This is a genomic window from Streptomyces sp. NPDC024017 (genome assembly GCF_040638895.1).
Taxonomy (GTDB): domain Bacteria; phylum Actinomycetota; class Actinomycetes; order Streptomycetales; family Streptomycetaceae; genus Streptomyces.
Genome location: NZ_JBEZYZ010000004.1, coordinates 573,719 through 592,082, shown reverse-complemented (window position 1 = coordinate 592,082; position 18,364 = coordinate 573,719). Strand labels below are relative to the sequence as shown.

Annotated in this window: 14 protein-coding genes; 1 reads left to right on the top strand and 13 read right to left on the bottom strand. The window is 69.3% G+C overall.

What is annotated here, in order from left to right:
- Position 1: 1 nt before the first annotated feature.
- The 13 genes from AB0G20_RS14035 to AB0G20_RS13975 all read right to left on the bottom strand — a co-directional run bounded on the left by AB0G20_RS14035 (position 2) and on the right by AB0G20_RS13975 (position 15,062).
- Positions 2-1,867, bottom strand: a complete 1,866-nt coding sequence (locus AB0G20_RS14035; protein WP_361300777.1) for an HAD-IIIC family phosphatase — start codon at positions 1,865-1,867, stop codon at positions 2-4.
- Entirely contained in the window at positions 1,867-2,901 is a 1,035-nt protein-coding gene (locus AB0G20_RS14030) for a 3-oxoacyl-[acyl-carrier-protein] synthase III C-terminal domain-containing protein (protein WP_361300774.1), read from the bottom strand. The genes AB0G20_RS14035 and AB0G20_RS14030 overlap by 1 nt, the downstream gene beginning before the upstream one ends.
- Positions 2,898-4,265, bottom strand: a complete 1,368-nt coding sequence (locus AB0G20_RS14025) for a cation:proton antiporter (protein WP_361300771.1) — start codon at positions 4,263-4,265, stop codon at positions 2,898-2,900. The genes AB0G20_RS14030 and AB0G20_RS14025 overlap by 4 nt, the downstream gene beginning before the upstream one ends.
- On the bottom strand, positions 4,255-6,054 hold the full coding sequence (locus tag AB0G20_RS14020) for an ABC transporter substrate-binding protein (RefSeq protein ID WP_361300768.1): 1,800 nt from the start codon (positions 6,052-6,054) through the stop codon (positions 4,255-4,257). The genes AB0G20_RS14025 and AB0G20_RS14020 overlap by 11 nt, the downstream gene beginning before the upstream one ends.
- Positions 6,051-6,455, bottom strand: a complete 405-nt coding sequence (locus AB0G20_RS14015; protein WP_361300765.1) for a hypothetical protein — start codon at positions 6,453-6,455, stop codon at positions 6,051-6,053. Before AB0G20_RS14015 ends, AB0G20_RS14020 begins: the two co-directional genes overlap by 4 nt.
- Entirely contained in the window at positions 6,452-7,699 is a 1,248-nt protein-coding gene (locus tag AB0G20_RS14010) for an ATP-grasp domain-containing protein (protein WP_361300762.1), read from the bottom strand. Before AB0G20_RS14010 ends, AB0G20_RS14015 begins: the two co-directional genes overlap by 4 nt.
- 68 nt (positions 7,700-7,767) lie before the next feature.
- On the bottom strand, positions 7,768-9,339 hold the full coding sequence (locus AB0G20_RS14005) for a class I tRNA ligase family protein (RefSeq protein ID WP_361300759.1): 1,572 nt from the start codon (positions 9,337-9,339) through the stop codon (positions 7,768-7,770).
- Positions 9,336-9,731, bottom strand: coding sequence for a cupin domain-containing protein (locus tag AB0G20_RS14000; protein WP_361300756.1), 396 nt, complete (start codon positions 9,729-9,731; stop codon positions 9,336-9,338). The genes AB0G20_RS14005 and AB0G20_RS14000 overlap by 4 nt, the downstream gene beginning before the upstream one ends.
- Before the next feature lie 52 nt (positions 9,732-9,783).
- A complete protein-coding gene (locus AB0G20_RS13995) occupies positions 9,784-11,055 on the bottom strand; it encodes a SidA/IucD/PvdA family monooxygenase (RefSeq protein WP_361300753.1) in 1,272 nt (423 codons plus the stop codon).
- A gap of 148 nt (positions 11,056-11,203) precedes the next feature.
- Positions 11,204-12,238: an FAD-dependent oxidoreductase gene (locus tag AB0G20_RS13990; protein ID WP_361300750.1), complete on the bottom strand. Its 1,035-nt coding sequence runs from the start codon at positions 12,236-12,238 to the stop codon at positions 11,204-11,206.
- Positions 12,239-12,240: 2 nt separating this feature from the next.
- Complete coding sequence (locus AB0G20_RS13985) at positions 12,241-12,666, bottom strand: VOC family protein (RefSeq protein WP_361300747.1); 426 nt, start codon at positions 12,664-12,666, stop codon at positions 12,241-12,243.
- A gap of 33 nt (positions 12,667-12,699) precedes the next feature.
- Positions 12,700-13,755 carry a winged helix-turn-helix transcriptional regulator gene (locus AB0G20_RS13980; RefSeq protein ID WP_361300744.1) on the bottom strand — a complete coding sequence of 352 codons (1,056 nt, stop codon included), beginning with the start codon at positions 13,753-13,755 and terminating at the stop codon, positions 12,700-12,702.
- Positions 13,756-13,868: 113 nt separating this feature from the next.
- Complete coding sequence (locus AB0G20_RS13975) at positions 13,869-15,062, bottom strand: ATP-grasp domain-containing protein (RefSeq protein ID WP_361300741.1); 1,194 nt, start codon at positions 15,060-15,062, stop codon at positions 13,869-13,871.
- A 668-nt stretch (positions 15,063-15,730) separates the two neighbouring features.
- Here AB0G20_RS13975 and pepN point away from each other — a divergent pair.
- Entirely contained in the window at positions 15,731-18,277 is a 2,547-nt protein-coding gene (gene pepN / locus AB0G20_RS13970) for an aminopeptidase N (RefSeq protein WP_361300738.1), read from the top strand.
- Positions 18,278-18,364 lie beyond the last annotated feature (87 nt).

The following is an 18,364-nucleotide window of genomic DNA, read 5'->3' as shown; positions in this document are numbered from 1 at the left end:
GTCAACTCCCTGTGGGCGGTACGTGGGCGGTGGCTTCGGATGCCGGGCCGCTCTCGGTGGGGATCCAGGACGGGGTGGGATCGGGGTCCCGACCAGGAGCGAATACGAACAGCCCGTCCTCGCGGGCCTCGAAGCCGGCCTTCTCCCAGAAACCCGCCGCCACGCTGTTCTTCGGCGACGGCACGAACGCGCCGGTGAGCCCGGTGGCACCGGCCTGCTCGGCCTGCCTGGCCACCCAGCCGGCCACAGCGAACTCGACACCACGGCCCAGGACCCGGCAACTGAGGACCAGGTTGAGCACGTGCCACGTCTCCGTCGACCGGTCCACCCACACCGCACCGACGATCCCCTCGTCCCCGAACCGGTCGGAGACCGAGACAACCGCGACAAGGCGGGTGGGGTCGGTCTGCATGGCTCGCGTCGACGCCTCGTCGAAACGGACTCCGGTCAGATTGAACTGATTGGTCCGGGCGGCGAGTTGAGCCGCCCGAGCGACGCCGAACGGGGTGACGGGCTCGATCACGACCTTCAGGTCGAGTGCCGACAGGTATTCCTCGGGCGAGGCGAACCCGCCCGAGAAGTCTTTACGCAGCCCTCGCGCCCGGTACAGCTCCGGGCGCTTGAGGTCGGTGCCCGTCAGCTCCAGGACGTCGAACCAGCCGCCCCGCACGAGCGATGTCACCAGCTGCGCGGGTTCCCCACTCGCGTCGACCAGTGCGACTTCGGGCAACCGCGCGGCGACCTCGCCCCGTTCGAACGCCGAGTCGTCCATGAAGACCATCGACTGGGTGCTCAGCCCCAGTGTGTCGGCGGCCTGGCGCAGGTTGCCCGCCTTGGAGTCCCAGTTGACCATGCTGACCGAGAACGCCTCCGGCCGCAGCAGAGCTTCGGGGTGGTCGGAGAGCGCCCGTTCCACCGGTTCGAGGTCGTTCTTGCTGGCGAGGACAAGGATGACGCCTTGGTCCCGCAGGGCGCGGACGGTCCGCTGGAGCTGTTGGTAGCTCTTGCCGGGATACAGACCGCCGAGGGCTACTCCCTCCGCACCGACCTCGCCCAGAACTCCGCCCCACAGGGTGTTGTCCAGGTCGATGGCGAGCACCTTGCGGGAGAGCCCCAGCCGTGCCTGCGCCACCCGGCGGACCCCGTCGGCGAGAAGGAGCAGCGCTCCATCGGTATAGGGCAGATCGGCGTATGCATGCAGGCGCTCGTCGCGGGCCCGCACTCCGGCATCGCCCAACAGGCCCACCAGGTCGATCACCTGGACCTGGCCGAACTCCTCCGCCAGCTCCAGCAGGCCTGTGTTGAGCCGATACCACAGCCGCGTCAGCGCGGTGCGGTCCCGGAGGCTGACCATGGTGTCCCGGATGTGCCCGGGCAACGGCACCGTGTGGAGCACCAGCGTGGCGTTGGTGGTGGACAGCGCCACCGTCACCAGCTCCCGCAGCTGCCTCAGCCGGTCCTCCAGATGTCCGGCCGCCGACTGCGGCTCGGCGAAGTCCAGTTCGGCCGGCAGGAACCAGGACTCGTCCAGTACGCAGGCGACCAGATCGGACGCCGCGTCGAAACCACCGGTGGCCAGGGTGATCTCGAAGGACCCGTACGGGGCGGCCGTGATCTCCGGTAGTGCTCCGGCTCCCACCAGGCGGGACCGGAGCAACGCCTCGAACGGTCCGACGGTGCAGTCGGCCACCACGGACAGGCGCACCGGCCGCAGCTCCCCCGCGGGGTCGGCCAGAGCGGCCAGGGTCCGTCCGGCCTTGCGCAGCAGGGCGGGGTCGTCGGTCCCGGCCAGCGCCAGACGTACATCGGCCGGGGGCGCATGCCCGGCGGAGACGGCTTTGCGCAGGGCGTCGATCAGCTCGGCCATCAGATCCTCACCAGGGTGCAGTACCAGCGCATGCCGATCGAGATGCCGATCATGGCCACCACGTCGCCCTGGACGAGCTCGCCCGTCTCGGTCATCATCGCGACCGTGGCGACGTGGTCGGCAGCGCCCATGTGCCCGTGCAGGGCGGCCATCGCCGCGTTGGTGCGGTCCACGGGGATGGCGAACTCCTCGGCGATCTCCTCGAACGAGCCCTGGTTGTCGTTGAGATGGACCACCTTGGCGATGTTCTCGCGCTTCACCCCGGCCCGGTCGCACGCCCGGTCCACCACCTCGACGAGCCGGCGGTTGAGGGCCTGCACGAAGTCGCGCAGCCCCGCCGGATTGTCCCGGAAGTGTTCCTGTACGCGCTCCAGGCCGTTGGTGTGGTCGCGGACCGTCCACCCCTCGGGCGCGACAGGGGCCACCGAGCCGCCGTAGTCGGTGCGGAACCAGTCGGCCACCTCCGGGTCGGTGAACTGTTCGGTGGCGAGCCACCGGCCCTCGTCGTGGCCACGGCGCAGGACGACGGCGGAGGCACCGTCGCTGTGGATGGAGTTGTTCACCTTCATGCGGTTGCGGTGGTACTCGCTCACCCGGTTCACCGCGACGAACAGGACGTTCGTCAGTTCCGGGTGAATGGCGAACAGACCCGCCGCGTTCGCGAAGCCGGTCACCCCGCTGACGCAGCCCTCGCTGAGCAGCAGGGTGGGCTTCAGATGGATCTTCAGCTCCCGCGCCAGCGCGGCGCTCGCGTCCCAGTTGAGGTAGTCGGGCACATCGGAGACCGCCAGGATCAACTGGTCGACGTCGTCCGGGGCCAGACCGGCCCGGTCGAGGGCCATCCGGGCGGCCCGTGCCGCGAGTTGGGTCCCCGTCATGCCTTCCGGGGCGCGGTGGAAGCGCTTGTAGCCCCAGCGGTAGACCCGCTCCGGGTCGTCGACGAACTCCTCGACGGCTTCGGCGACGACGTCGCAGTCGTCCCCGAAGGCGTACCCGTAGGACACGATGCCGAAGGCGATCGGTTGGCTGTTCACTGAGTCCTGCCTTCACTTGTCAGGTCGGCTGTGTCTCGCCGCGGGCCGTCGCCGAGGTGCGAGCGCCGTCTGCGTTCTTCTTCAGGGGTCGGTTCGATACGAGCCATCGCGAACTTGATGACGGGCGGGGCCATCACCGAGGTCACCACCGCGACGAGGACGACGACGGTGTAGGTGGCGGTGGTGAGCACGCCCAGTCGAAGCCCGACCATGGCGAGCACCACCTCGACCACTCCGCGGGCGTTCATGCCGGCCCCCAGGGCGAGCGCCTCCCAGCCGCTGAGCCTGCTGGTGCGGGCGCCGAGGTAGGCCCCGGCGAACTTGCCCAGGATGGCCACGGCCAGGACCGAGACGCCGAGGGCCGCCACCTCGGGTCGGGCCAGGGTGGTCAGGTCCATCCGCAGGCCCGCCGACGCGAGGAAGATCGGTGCGAGCACTCCGAGGACGACCGCCCGAAGCGGCGCGAGCAGCACCACGCCGCCCCCGCCCGCCGTCGATATGGCCACGCCGCACAGGAACGCGCCGAAGAGCGGCTCCAGCCCCAGGGCATGGGTGCCCGCGGCGGACAGCAGCACCAGCACCACCGTGAGGGTGATGGCCGCCCCCGCGCCGTCCGCCCGCCCGGCACGACGGTAGAGCGCGGGCACGGGCCAGCGGGCGAACAGCGCCGCCAGCAGCACGACCCCCACGAGCGCGGCCACCGACGACAACACCGTCCCGGCCGTCACCCCGGTGGTGGCCATGGCCGTCACCACGGACACCAGCAGCCAGCCCACCGCGTCGTCGATCATGCCCGCCGCCAGTGTCAACTGCCCGATGTTCCGGTGCAGCAGATGCATGTCCATCAGCGTCTTGGCGATCACCGGGATGGCGCTGACGCACATCGCCACGCCCAGGAAGAGCGCGAAGACCGTACGGTCACCGGACTCGGCCAGCAGAGAGCCGGGCAGCACCAGGCCCAGGCCCAGTCCGAGACCCAACGGTACGACGAGACCGAAAAGACTGATCCGGGCGGCTGTCGCACCGTGTCTGCGGATCATGGCGAGGTCGAGATGCAGTCCGCTGATCCCGACCAGCAGCAGCACGCCGAACTGCCCCACCGCATCGAGCAGATGAACCTGCTCGGCCTGTTGCGGGAAGAGCCAGCCGGACAATGAGGGTGCGAGCGGCGCGAGTACGGACGGGCCGAGGAGCACCCCGGCGCACAGTTCTCCCACCACCGCGGGCCAGCCCAGGCGGGTCGCCAGCCGTCCGAGTAGCAGTGCCAGCGCCAGCAGCACAGCGAGTTGCACGAGCAGCACCAACAGCGCTGTGTGACCCAGGGGTGCGACGGGGGCGACCGCCGCGGCCGTCTCAGTCCTCAAGGTAGTGCCAGTTCTCGGGAGCGATCATGCCGAAGGGGTTGATCGGCTCGAAGCCGTACAGGTCCTCGGAGACCTCGAAGAGCCGGATCGGAAAGTTGGGTGTGAAGATCACAGGGACCTGCTCCGCGATGTAGTCCTGGTACTCGTAGAGGGCCTGGATGTCGTCGGTGGTCACCGTCTTGGCGATGAGTTCGTCGGCGCGGGCGTCCGACCAGTGGCCGAAGTTGCCGCCGGCGCCGGTGCTGAACAGGATCTCGCCGGTGGGCTGGTGGAAGACCCAGCCGCCGTTCCAGCAGCACGCCTCCCACAGGCAGTCGGGGCCGGCCTCGCAGGGCGCGTCCTCGGCCACCAGCACCGATCCGTAGACCTCCTCCAGCCGGACGTCGATCCCGGCCTTGGCGGCGTCCGCACGCAGCTGCTGCATCAGCCGGGTCAGCGCGGGCCGGCCCTCGACATAGCGGAGCAGGAAGGTGAGCGGCGTACCCGCGGGGATGCCCTCGCCCGCCTCACCGGGTCCGGTGCCCGGGCGGACGCAGACGGCCGGAGTGACGCTGGTGTCCCAGCCGTTGGCCTCCAGCAGTTGCCGGGCCCGGTCCGGATCGAAGGGCAGTGGCCAGGCGCCCTCGCGCTGCCCGGGAGAGACCAGGTCGGTCTTGGGGAACATGGGGACCGGCCCGTTCTGCCGGTAGGCGTAGCCCTGGTAGATGTCGCGTACCGCCGAGTCCTGGTCCAGGCACAGCTGGACGGCCTGGCGGAGATAGGGCTGGGCGAAGAGCTTTCCCCGGACCGTGGGGTTGTTGTAGTTGAGCGAGATGTAGCGGATGCAGTACGCGGTCTGCGGTACGAGCCTGTAGTGGTCCAGCGGGTTGGGGCCGCCCTTGTCCGGGCTCTCGGCCGGCTCCGTGGCGAAGCTGAGCGGCAGGTACCCCACCTGGATGGCGCCTTCACCGCGCGGGCCCTTCTGGAGCATCTCGTACTGCTCTTCGTCGGAGAAGGTCGGGATCTGGCGGAACTCGTCGAGATAGGGCTTGTTGGGCCCGGAATGGTGCTCGTTGGGGACGAAGGTGACGACCCCTTCGAGGGTGTAACTCTTCAGCCGCCACGGTCCGCTGACGACCGACCAGATCGGGCTGTCGGGCCAGCGGGTGCGTGCCGCGTTCCCCTCGTCGAGGATGTCGCCCTGCTCGGCCATCAGGTACGCGTAGACGGCCTCGACGTCGGCCGGGTCGCCTGACGCGTTGGCCGGGCCCTCAGCGGTGCGGTCCCATGCCTTCGGAAGCGGTGTGATGGTGCTGAGCTGGTTCATCAGCACCCAGCGCTGGGAGTATGCCTTGTCGAAGGTGAAGTAGACCGTGTCCTCCGACCGCTTGCCGTAGTCGGTGAGGTTGTCGGGGAAGTAGCCGGGGACGTACTCGCCGTACCGGTCCCCCTTGACCTTCATCAGGTTGACCCAGAACAGCACGTTGTCCGCGCACAGGGTCTCGCCGTTGGACCACTTCCAGGGCTTGACGCGGACGGTGACGGTGAGGCCGTCGTCGCTCCACTGCGCCGGTTCGGCGATGCTGCGGGCGTAGTCGACCTCGGGCTGTCCGCTGCTGCCGAAGTAGTACAGCGTGCTGTACATCAGCGCCTGGAACTCCAGGACGTTCCGCGTGCCCATCCGTTCGGCCGGGGTGAACGGGAAGATGACGGCCGGCGGGAACCCGGGCGCGCACGCCCAGGTCACGGTCCCGCCCCGCTTGGGCTTGCGGCCGTCCTGCCGGGCGGACCCGGTGGTCGTCTCCGTCATGGTGTACGTCCTTCTTCGGGCAGTCCGGCGTTGTGGTGCGGTGCGGTGGCGGTGTCGTTCGGCGACGCGGCGGGGATCTCCTCCAGTCGGCCGGTGCCCCGGTCGGCGTGCCGGCCGAAGCGCTCCCAGGTCTCGGCGAGCCGGATCCGGCCGTCGTCGAGCACTTCCGGGACCGAGCGGCAGTGACCGGAAACCACAGAGCCGTCGGCGAGGACGACGCAGTACGCGAACTCGATCTCACCGCTCTCGGCGCAGACGCCGGTCAGGGTGCCCCGTCGCGCATCCCCACCCGAGAACTCGCCCCAGAGAAGGTCACCGTGCTGGTGGTAGACGGCCATCCGGCCGTTCTCCCCGTCGTCCGCGCCGACCGGCCGGAACCTCCTGCCGTCGTAGTCGATCATTTCGGCTCCAGTTCGACGGTGATGCGCCGGGCGTAGTCGTGCATCGTTCGGCGGGCGTCCTCGAGCGAGTCGCCGGTGGTGCCGAGGAAGCCGAAGATGGTGTTGCCGTCGGGCGGGCGCCGGATCAGGTCTCCCGGCCTGGCGGTGATCTTCAGCAGGAAGGCCCGCTCCGAGGCACTGACGTCCTTGGGCACATCGATCCGGCGCACCACCCCGGCGTCGCAGATCAGGCACATCGAGGTGATGTGCACGCCGGTGGGGTCGTAGTGCCGGACCTCGGGTTTGACGCCGAGGCCGATGTCCGCGACCGCCCGGATCGGGTCGTAGTCGGCGGTCAGCCTGGCGATCTCGTCGAGTCCGCCGCCACCGACCCGGGCCGCGATCTCCAGCACGTACGGTTTGCCCTGGTGGAAGCGGACCTCGGCGTGGGCGACGCTGCGCCGCAGCCCCTGCGCCCGCATACCCGCCCGCACGACGTCGTGCACGGCTTTCAGGTCGGCCTCGCTCAACGCTGTCGGAGCGTGGTGGATGTCGTCGTCGTAGGTCGCGCCCTCCTCGGTGATCCGGTCCACCACCGAGCCGAGGTAGACCTCGTCGTCCCAGGCCAGGGCCTCCATGAGGTATTCGGCGCCGTCCAGGAAGGACTCCACGAGCAGCCCCTGCGGGCCCAGGTCCAGGCCGGTGACCTCGGAGTGGGCCCAGAACAGGGAGCCGATGCCCTCGGAAGCCTGGGCGAAGCGCTCCGCCATCTCCTCCGGGCCGTCGATCCGGAACACATAGTGGCTGCCTGCGCCCATGGTCGGTTTGAGGATCACGGGGTAGCCGAACTCCTGTGCGGCCGCCTGCGCCTGCTCCAGCGTCGCCACGTAGCGGAAGGGCGGGTGCGGAGCCCCGGCGCGCTCGTGGGCCAGCCGCATCAGGTATTTGTTCCGGCTCGCCTTGGCGGCCTCCACCCCGATGCCGGGCAGCCCCAGTTCCTCGGCTACAGCCGCGGCGGTGATGACGGCGGACTCCGAGAAGGTGATGACACCGTCGAACTGCTCGGTCTTGTGCCATTCCCGGGCCACTTCGAGGATCCGGCCGATGTCGCGGCTCCCGGCCAGCCGGTAACGGTCTTCGGGCCAGAAGTCGGGGGTGCCCTCGCCGTTGAGGACGTAGAGGTCGAAGCCGTGGGACTCGACCTGCTGGTAGCGCGAGATGTAGTAGGAGAGGTACTGGACCGTCTCAATGGTCAGCAACTTCACGACGTTCTCCATGCCTCGTGGTCGAACACACAGATGTCGCCGGACGCAGTGTCGGCCGCGCCGGGACGTCAGGCGGCGGCCTGGACCGCCTCGGTGAGCCGGGGCAGGCGGAAGGGGGTGACCTTCTCGAACCGCGCGGCCGACAGGCTGAGGTCGACACCGTCCGCGGCGGCCAGGGCGGCGGTGTCCACCATGATCGGCGCGGCCCAGGCCAGCAGGGTGCGCACCCCGAGCATGAAGTCGCCGGGCCGGGCCACGGCCGTGGTGTCGTCCCGCAGTTCCTCGGTGCGGGCCAGGAGGAGAGCGGCGGCGCGGGCCAGGCTGAAGGTCTCCAGCTCGAAGCATTCGCGCATGACGTCCGCGAACGCCTCGCTGTCGCGGCGGCCCGCGTCCGTGACCGGCACCGGCTCCTGCGGGTCTCGTCCGGCCAGAACGGTGTCGAGGAGGCCAGCCAGTGCGTTCCAGGGCCCGGTGAGCCGGCCCGCCGCCAGTTCGGCCGGGTCGAAGTTGGTCCGCTCCCGCTCCGGGCAGGTCAGTGCCAGATGGAATCGGGCGACGTCCCGGGGGCAGTCGGCCACCAGGTCGCCCGCGTTGATCAGATGGTTGCGGCTGGTGGAGAACTTGGCGTGCTCCAGCTCGTAGAACTCGTTGCAGACGCTCGCGCTCGGGCGCACATAGCGATCTCCGTGCGCCAGCAGCAATGCCAGGTCCATGACAGCCCAGTGATACACGTTGTCGAAACCGTGGAAGAACACGAGCTCCGCGCCGCGCCCGGACCGCCAGAACGCGTCGTACGGCTCGTCCGCCGGAGCGCCGTTGGCCCACCAGGTCGCGTACATCGAGGCCGGCATGGCCTCGACCCACGGATACACGATCTGCCCGGCGAGATCCTCGAACGGCGCCGGCACCCCCCAGCTACCGGGAAAGGTCACCGGGATCTCCGGCAGCGGACGGGCCAGCAACTCGCGCACGACCTGCAGCGGGTGCGGACGCCAGCGTTCGGCGGTGGCCGCGAACCGCTCCTCCAGCTCGGCGCGGTACTCCTCCATGGGCAGCACGAGAATGCTCTGTTCGCGGAAGGAGACCGGCTCCTGCGGCCGCAGCGAGTAGCGCGGTTCGAGGAGTTGGTCGAAGTTGTTCGGATGGCCGCAGTCCTCGCACACCCCTCCCGCGCTGGCCGCCTCGCAGCTGGGACAACGGCCGCTGAGGAGGCCGTCGTAGAGATACAGGCCGCTCTCCTCGGCGTAGGGCAGCCGCAGTGTGCGCAGGCGCAGTCGGCCCGATGCGCGCAGCGCCGCGACGAAGTCGGTGACCGCGGCCCGGTAGCGGTCGTCGACCGGCGGCAGAGCCCGATCACCGGGCGAGGTCAGCTCGATGCCCAGTGCGGCGAAAGACCGCTCGATCGCGGCGGTCGACTCCGCGCACAGCCGCTCGGGGGTGACGTCCCGCCGGGCCGCAGTGGTGACGACGTAGCTTTGGCTGTCGTCCGTCACGGTGGTGAGGGTCACCCGCTCGCCCTGCGCGCGCAGCCACCGTGCGTAGATGTCGGCGGCGAGGTAAGGCCCCGCGATGTGGCCGACGTGCAGGTCCCCGTTGGGGGTCGGCGTGGCCGGGATGATGATGCGCGGGCGTGCGGTCATGTCCGTTCGCTCCCCGCCTCGACGGCCGAGTGAGCGGCGGTGTGCCGGTCGGCGAAGCCCGCCACGAGGTCGGCGTCCCACCAGATGGCGTACATCTCGAAGTCCTCGTCCGAGGTGTTCACCAACTGATGGACCGTCTCGGGGGTGAAGTGGATGACGTCGCCGGCCGAGAACGGCACGCGGCTCCCCTCCGTGAGGATCTCCGCGGTTCCCCGCAACGCGATCCAGATCTCGTACTCGTGGTGCCCGTGGGCCCCCGAGGACACCCCGGGCGGCGCGACGCACCACGACCCCTCGAAGGGGGCGTTCAGTAAGGGCCACGGCATCAGACGCTGGGCGCGCAGTTGGTTGTCGAGCTGGAGCTCTTGCCGCCGCAGCGGACGGATCTCCATGGGCACGATGGTCCTCCGTTCGAAATTCCAGAGCCGTGATGATGACCGGCTGTCAGCCGATCTCGGCGAATGCGGGAACCGCGCGGCGTCCGGCCAGCAGGCCCTTGACGATGTCCCCGGACCGGCTGGCCAGCACGCTGAGCAGCGAGTCCGCGATTCCGTGCGTGGCCTCATTGACGCCCTGGAGGTAGCAGGAGGCGCCGTCGGTGGCGGGCAGTTGAAGGCGGTAGCCGCGGTCCACGGTGACCTCGTCGACGCCCAGTTCAGCCGCGAGCCCCTGCACCAGCGCGGGCATCGCGCCTCGGAAGCCCGTGCCGAGCAGCACCAGGTCGCAGCGCAGTTCGTCGGACCGGCCAGTGCGGCGGTCGACCAGCGACAGCACGACCTCGTTGTCCTCGACGCGGGTGGCGACGACATCGGTCATGGTGATCATCCGGAGCCGTTCCTCGCCACTCAGCCGCTCGAGGTAGCGCTGGCGGTACAGCGTCTCGAGCATCGCCGGCGCCAGCCCGCCGTAGTTGCTCAGGTGCATCTCCCGCAGCAGCTGACTGCGCGCCTCCGGGGCCGCCGCGTGGAACTCGTCGATGAACGAGGGGTAGAAGATCTCGTTGGTGAACTTGCTCGACTCGTAGTTCCTCAAGCCGATCGAGCGCATCACCATCGTCGTCTCGGCGGACGGGAACTCCTGATGGGCGGCCCACAGCAGTTCCGCTGCGCTCTGCGCGCCACCGATCACCACGATGCGGCGGGTGGTCGAGGCGTCCACATCGGCGATGCGCTCGGCGTACGTGCTGCTGTGGATGAGCCGGTCGGCCGGCAGACCGGCGAACTCCTCTGGGACGAGCGGATCGCGGCCCGTGCCGATGACGAGGTGCCGGGAGAGTGTCTCGGTGTCGTCGGCGAACCGGGTCAGCCATCCGTCGACCCGCCCATCCGCGTTCCACGTGGGGGCGACGGAGAGCGCACGCTTGCCATAGCCGATGCGCACCCGGCTCATCGAGTCCGCAACCCACTGGAGATAATTGGATATCTCCTGGCGGTACGGAGTGAAGGTGCCGAGATTGACAAACTCGTCCAGCCGTCCCACCGAATGCAGGAAATTGATGAACGAGAACTTACTGCGCGGGTTCCGTAGCGTCACCAGGTCCTTGACAAAGGAAACCTGACTCTGCGTCCACGGCAGCAGCATCCCGCGCTGCCATACGACGCTGTCGTGTGCCTCGGCGATGTAGGTACCGGCGGCGAGTTCTTCGGCGGCCAGCTCCTCCATGGCCACGGCGAGGGCCAGATTGGCCGGACCTGCCCCCAGGGCGAGCACTTCCACTTCGTTGCGTACCAACGCAATCCCCAATCTCGGTGACATCGCTGTGAATCGGTGGCGGGGTTCGGGAATTCACGCTACCCGGCGCGCAATTTCGGCAACAGAAGATTCCGTACGCCATTTTCTTTATTTCCGTGAACGGGATCTTCCTTTAGCCGACGAGTTCGGCGGCGGCCCCACGGGCCGCGAGGAGCGCGGTCTTCGCCGCGCCGCCGCTTCCTCCGGTGAAGGTGAAGACGGGGGATGCGGGCATGGCTTCGCGCAGCCGGAGACCGCCGCGGCCGGCGGGGTAGCAGTCCAGGGCCGCCACCGTCCGGGCCGCCGCGCCGGGCCAGGCGCCGAGGCCCAGCCGCTCCGCGGCCCGGATGGTCACCCGGCGCGCCAGCGCCGGATCGGCGGCCACGTCGGCCGGCTCGATCTGCCAGCGGTCGGACGGAAGCCCGAGCAGGAAGAGTCCGGTGGACACCGGGCGCCCGTACAGCCCCGAGGTGTCGTCGACGAACGCGCCGAGGCCGGGCGGCGAGGCACGTCCGAGCGTGTACTGGATCTGTTTGGTGCGCAGCCGCTGCCCGGGCAGCCCCCACTCGTCCAGCAGTCGAGGCGTCCACGCACCCGCGGCCAGCACCAGGCTGTCGCAGCGGCGCACCGTACCGTCCGCGAGCACGACAGCCGGTTCGGGACGCGCCCCGGCCACCGGCACGTGACACAACTCGGCTCCGGCCGCGACCGCGTCGGCGGTCAGGGAGTTGCGCAGCCGGGCGGGCGAGATGTAACCCGCGTGCAGTTCCACGACCGCCAGCGCGCCGTCGGGCAGCCCCCGGAAGGGCGCGAGGCCGGCTGCCGGACGGATAGTGGCCGATCCCGGCAGGATGCCGTCCACCACGGACACCGCCGCCTCGGCCCGGTCCGGGGCGCTGTCCGCGGCCAGGACATAGGTGGAGGTCAACTCCTGGTATCCGGCCCAGGAACGCAGTACCGCATCGCGCCGGAACTCGGCCAGGCTCTCCGCGGCGACGGCGGCGGCCGCCGGATCCGGCTCGAACCCACGGACCAGTCCACCGGACGCGCCCGTGGCGTCCGTCCACCGGCGGCCGGGACCGCCGGTGAACAGCGTGACCCCCACACCACGTCGGGACAGCCGCCATGCGAGGGCGGCGCCGGCCAGGCCACCACCGACGACAGCCACGTTCACGAGGGCACGTCCGGCCGCCGGTACTCGACGAGCTCGATCAGGAGCGCGGCGGGCCGCCGCGCGTACACGAAGGCCACGCGCATGCCGTCCCGGGCCCCGGCCCGGGGCTCCTGGTCCACCAGCACGAACCCTTCGCGCCGCAGCCGGTCGAGTTCGCCTTCGAGGTGATCCACCTCGAAGGCCACGTGGTACAGGCCCTGTTCCTTCCGTGCGAGCCGCCCGCTGACGGCTGCCTGTTCGTCCCGGGGGGAGACCAGTTCGACGGAGGGGCCGCCCTTCGTGGGCGTCCAGAACTCGCAGTCCACGCCGTAGTCCGCGGCCTCGCCCCGGTCCTCCATGGCCAGGCCCAGCAGAGCGAGCAGCGATCCGGCTCCCGCCGGATCCGCGGTCGCCACACCGACGTGGTCAAGACCGATGATCACGGCGTCTCCCTCGATCTCTCAGGGTTTGATCCATCAGGCGCTCGATCCCTCACGGGGCGTCTGCCGGTTCCGGCTCTGCAACTCGGCCGCCAGCCGCCGCCACTCGTCTGCACACTCCAGCGCCAGGTCGGCTATGACCGGCACCAGGTGGGGTGGGATGTTGTCGAGCTCTCGAGCCCCCTCGCCATATGTCGTCAGCCGACGGCCCAACCACACCAGTAAGGCCCGCCCTCGCTCCGTCAAGCGCAGCGACGGGTCGCGCCTGAGGCCCTCCAGGCGGGCAAAGAGCCGGGGGGACACATCCGGTGACGACTCCCGCCGCGGCGTACTCCGGGGGGGCCGGTGGGCCAGGACAGGGGTGACGGTGGCAGTCACCGGCGAAGTCTCGTCGTGGCCCATGGACTCCTCGGTGCTGACCTTCCCCGCGCTCACGGTGACGGAGTGCGGCGCCGAGTCGCCGTCTGGGTGGGCCCCCGCCGTCTGGGCACAGTTCAGCTGTGTGCGGATGTTGTGGGCCGTGCCCACCGAGACGCCGGCGGCTCGGGCGATCTCCCTCACCGAGGCGGTGGGGTCCTGACGGATGATCTCCAGGGCACGGCGGCGCCCCTCTTCGACATTCACCGGCCGTACCCGGCCGTCCAGCCCGACGCGGGCGTTCAACTGCGCTTCTTCCCCGGTTGAACTCCGTCGAATGGAACCCACCGTCTTGGCGGAGAGCCCGGTGATCCCCGCAAGTGCGCGATCGGACAGCTCGGGCCGCATGCTGATGACACGTTCGGCCGCCGCCTTCCGCTCCGCGAGGGTGAGAGGCAGGCCGTGTCTGACATTGACCTGCACGCCATGGATGTAGGCGTCCTCCTCCGAACCGTCGAAGAACTCGACACGAATCGACTGATGCTTTCTGATGATCGCCGCGCGGTAGCGGTGCAGTCCGTCGATGATCCGCATGGTCTGTCGGTGCACGATGATCGGCGGAAGTTCGTCGTCCATTTCCGCGAGCCGTCTGACGTGGGCTTCGTCCTCGGCGTTGAACCGCACCGAAGTGCCGGTCGATAAGTCGGCCAGTGAAACCCTGGCTGGCGATTCCATCAAGTTCTCCCCGCTTCTGGCGAGTTTCTTCCTCACTCGTCTTCTACGCGCGTGGTGTTCCGGCCGGACCACGAAGTCCGGTGACCGGGTGCGCGCACTTCCCCGGCGGGCCCTCAGCGTGCGCTGTAGGCGAAAGCGGTCTCTGCGGCGTCCAGCGCCGCCAGGCAACTCTCCCTGGAGGTGCCGGTCGCGACGACATAGGCGATCCGGCCCCAGACTGTGCCTTTCGGCGGTGGGGAGAAGATGGCTCCCGGCGCCGCCAGGGTCACGGCCTCGTCGACCGCGTCAGGAAGCCGGTTCGGGAAGCCGGCGGACGCGATCTCGGTGTCGTCCTCGTCCACATACAGGAAGCGGACTCCCGCCACCTGACCGCGGGTCGTCCGCAGATCCGGCTCTCGTCCACAGGCGACCGAGGCGGCGGCCAGGCCCGGGTCGATGCCGGTGGCCAGCTGCCCGAGGCGGGGAATCAGGTCCCCGCCCAGCCTGCCGTTGACCTCGATCAGCTGCGGCCCGGTGTCGGTGAGCATGAACTCGCTGTGCGTCCACCCGTCCCGAACGCCGAGCGCGGCATGGGTGTCGGACAGCACCCGGCGGAGCTCGGGGTCCGCCAGGAGGGGGTCGGCCCCGTCGACGAAGTGGCCGACTTCCTCGGCGTACGGCGGATAGCCGACCACCTTGCGCGCCACGAACACCGGGCTGACCACGCCGTCGCGCACTACCGCGTCGACGCTGATCTCCTCGCCGGTGACGCACTCCTCGACAAGGTACGGCTCAGGGGAGTTGTAGACCACGGACGGCGGTACCGCGATGGAACTGGTGAAGGAGAAGCCGTCCCTCAGCGCGTCCGGGTCGTCCGCCTTGATCACCCCCAGGCTGGCGCCCATTCCCCGCGGCTTGAGGATCACCGGGTAGCCGATCCGCTCGGCGGCCGTGAGCGCTCCCGTGAGATCGGATACGGGTACGGAGGCCGGCTGCGGCACGCCCGCTGCCGCGAGCGCCACCCGGCATTGACCCTTGTCACGCAGGCGCCACAGGACCGAGGGGTCGCCGCCGGGCAGTCCCAGCGCCTCAGCGACGTAAGCCGTCGCGTGGATGCGCACCTCGTCCCAGCAGAGCACACCACTGATCCGCGTGCGGGCATTCAGCTCCTCGGCGACCTTGGCCATCGCAGGGCCGTCACAGGTGTCAGGAACGACCGTCCACCCGTCCAGCCAGGGCTTCTCCCATGCCGGCTCCTCGGTGTGCAGCAGATGTACCCGGAACCTCTGCCCGATGGAGCGGAGAAGATACTCGCGATATGACTGCATTCCGGATGCAACCAGAATAACTAACGGCCTTACACCGGACCCACTTTGCCCTTCGTTCACTGCCTCAGCACCTCGCCGCCCCCAATTAATCGCCGGATTGAATTGATGACTCACAGAAAGCGGTTACATCAAGCGAGCATACCCACCAGTCTCCCGCTCCGTCCAGGTAGTTAAACAGTGCAACTTCCGTCTCTGGAACCGAGGGAACGACAGCACCGAAACGATTGCGCCACGAGCGCCGGCCGCACTCCCCCGCTGCCGCCACACTCCAGATAGCACCTGGTCACTACCTTGATCACTCGCCAACCAGCGGGTGGGCGCAGCGTGTTCAGCTGCAACCCGTACTCACTTGAACAAAGGACAGGGAAAGCATCAGGAGGAGCGAAGTTGGACCCGATTTGCCCTGTTGACAGCCCTCCATCAAATCGCTTAAGGATTTCGCACCCCACAAACTTTCCGTCCCATGCCTGCAGCGTCGTCGGCGGTCGGGCGATATCCTCGGGTCACTTCATGCGGCGAGATTCCGCGCCCCCCAGGACATGGCCTGCGGTGCCCATTGGGGCCGAAACGTCGCCCTCCCACGAGCCGCCCACTCACGCATTTCACAGCTCTGCTTCATGCAATGTTTGTCAGCCCGACCCATCACCGACGCCGCGAAAGAGGTCATCATGCCCAGCCTCACCAAGGTCGAGGCGGTCGACCGTGCCTCGAAGGTCACCGTGGACGCGTACCAGGTGGCCCTCGATCTCACTGGCGGAGACGATGTCTTCCGCTCCGTCGCCACCATCCGCTTCCGGTCGGATCGCCCCGGCGAGAGCACCTTCCTCGACGTCCAGCCGGCGACTCTGCTGTCTGCGGAGCTCAACGGCCGTGTGGTGGACACGACTTCGCTCGCCGACGGGCGGCTGCCCCTGACCGACCTCGGCGCCGACAACGAGCTGACCGTCGTGGCGGACATGCACTACTCGAAGAACAACGAGGGCCTGCACCGTTACGTCGACCCGGCCGACGACAACGTCTACGTGTACGGCTTTCCCTACGTGGACCAGGCCCCGCGGATCTTCGCCTGCTTCGACCAGCCAGACCTGAAGGCGCCCTTCACCTTCGACGTCACCGTGCCGGCCGACTGGCAGGTGCTCGCGACCGGCGAGGCGGTCACGACGGGCGCCGGTCACTGGCGCATCGGCCCGACCGAACCGCAGGCCACCTACCTGACGACGCTGGCGGCCGGCCCGTACGAGTCGTTCCACTCCCGGCACGGAGCGATCCGGCTGGGTCTGCACTGCCGGGCCTCCCTCGCCGACGCGCTCAAGAGCGACGTCGAGGAGCTGTTCGAGGTCACGCGCCAGTGCCTCGACGAGTGCGCCCGGCTCTTCGGCGTGCCCTACCCCTCGCACAAGTTCGACCAGATGTTCGTCCCCGAGTTCAGCGTCCTGTCCCTGGACCATCCGGGGCTGGTTCTGCTGCGTGAGCAGTACGTGTTCAGCTCGGCGGCCACCGACAGCGAGCGCGAGACGCGCGCCGTCGTGCTCGCGCACGGCATCTCCCTCATGTGGATGGCGGGCCTGGTGACCAGCGCGTGGTGGGACGACCTGTGGCTGGGCCAGGCGTTCGCCGACTACCTGGCCCATCGCATCACCAGCGATGTCACCCGCTTCACCGGGCCACCCACCACGTTCGCCGCGCGCCGAAAGGGCCAGGCTTATCTCGCCGATCAGCGCTCCTCCACCCACCCGGTCAACCTGGAGGCCGGGGACATGGCGTCCGCGCTGCTGGACCTCGACCGGATCTCCTACTTCAAAGGGCACTCGGCGCTGCGACAACTCGCCACCGCGATCGGCGATGACGCACTCCGCAAGGGTCTGCGAACCTTCATGGAGCGGCATGCTCACTCCACCGCCTCCTACGCCGACTTCCTCGCCGCGCTGGACTCCGTCGTCGACGCATCCGCCGGCCCGGACATCGGCACCTGGGCGGACGCATGGCTGAGGTCAGCGAACCTGAACACCCTCCGGGCGGATTTCGTCTCACGCGACGGCCGCATCGTCTCCGCGTCCGTGGAGCAGTCCGCTCCCGACAGCCACCCGGTCCTGCGCCCGCACACCCTGGACATCGGCCTCTACGACGAGGATGGCGCGCGGACGCTGAAGCGCGCGCACCTCAGCGGCCCGCGCACCGAGCTGCCGGAGCTCGTCGGCCTGCCCGAACCTGCCTTGGTACTGCTCAACGACGGTGACCTGACCTATGCGAAGATCCGGTTCGACGGCAGGTCCCTCGCCGCGCTGCCCTGGCAACTGCCCGGACTGACCCCGATCAACCGGGCGATGGTGTGGTGCCAGCTGCTGCTGTCCGTTCAGGACGGCAGCTACCCCGCGGCCACCCATCTGGCTCTGGTCGCCGACATGCTGGCGGACGAGCCGGAGCTGTCCATCCTGACCGAGGTGCTCGAGCAGGCCCGGTTCGAGGTGGCCGACCGGTTCCTGTCGCCCGCCGACCGGCCGACCTCCATGAGCAGGGTGGCCGCCGCCCTGCGTGAGCGGCTGGCCCGAACGCAGCCGGGCGACCAGACCGCGCTGGCTCTGCTGCGCGCCCTCATCGACTTCTCGCACGATGCGGACGAACTCGCGGGCTGGCTTCGCTCCGAGGCAGAGGGCCGAGGGCCATCGCTGCCGGCCGGGCTGGCGCTCGACAGTGACCTCCGTTGGCGGATCCGGCTGCGGCTGACCGTGTTGGGCGCCCTGAGCGCCGAGGAGGTGGAACGGGCGCATGCCGAGGATCCGGGGCCCGATGCGGACGACGCAGCGATGAAGTGCCGTTCCGCGCTGCCGGACTCCGGCGCCAAGGAGGCCGCGTGGAAGGCGGTGTTCTCCTCGGACGGGCTGTCGAACTACAACCTGCTCGCCCTGGCCTCCGGCTTCTGGCAGCCCGAACAGACCGAACTGACCGCCGTCTACGTGGACAGGTTCTTCGCCGAAGCCCCGCGCCTGGCCCATCACGGGGACCTTGTACTGGACCTGCTGATCAAGGCTCTCTATCCGCGGCACAGCGCCACTCCTGAGACAGTCGCGGCCGCCCGTGAGCTGCTGGCGCGACAGGACCTGCCGAGCGCGCTGCGCCGCCCCGTGGCCGACCTGACCGACGACTTGGCGCGGGCGACGAGGGTACGCAACGGCCGTGCCGCTGGCGCCAACCGGCAGGAACTGGGCGGGGCCTGACGGTTCTGCTCCTTGCCGAAGGCTCTTCCGCCCCGGAAAGGTATTGCCTGAGCCAAGCACGCATCTGCGCAGGTCATGGCAACCGGG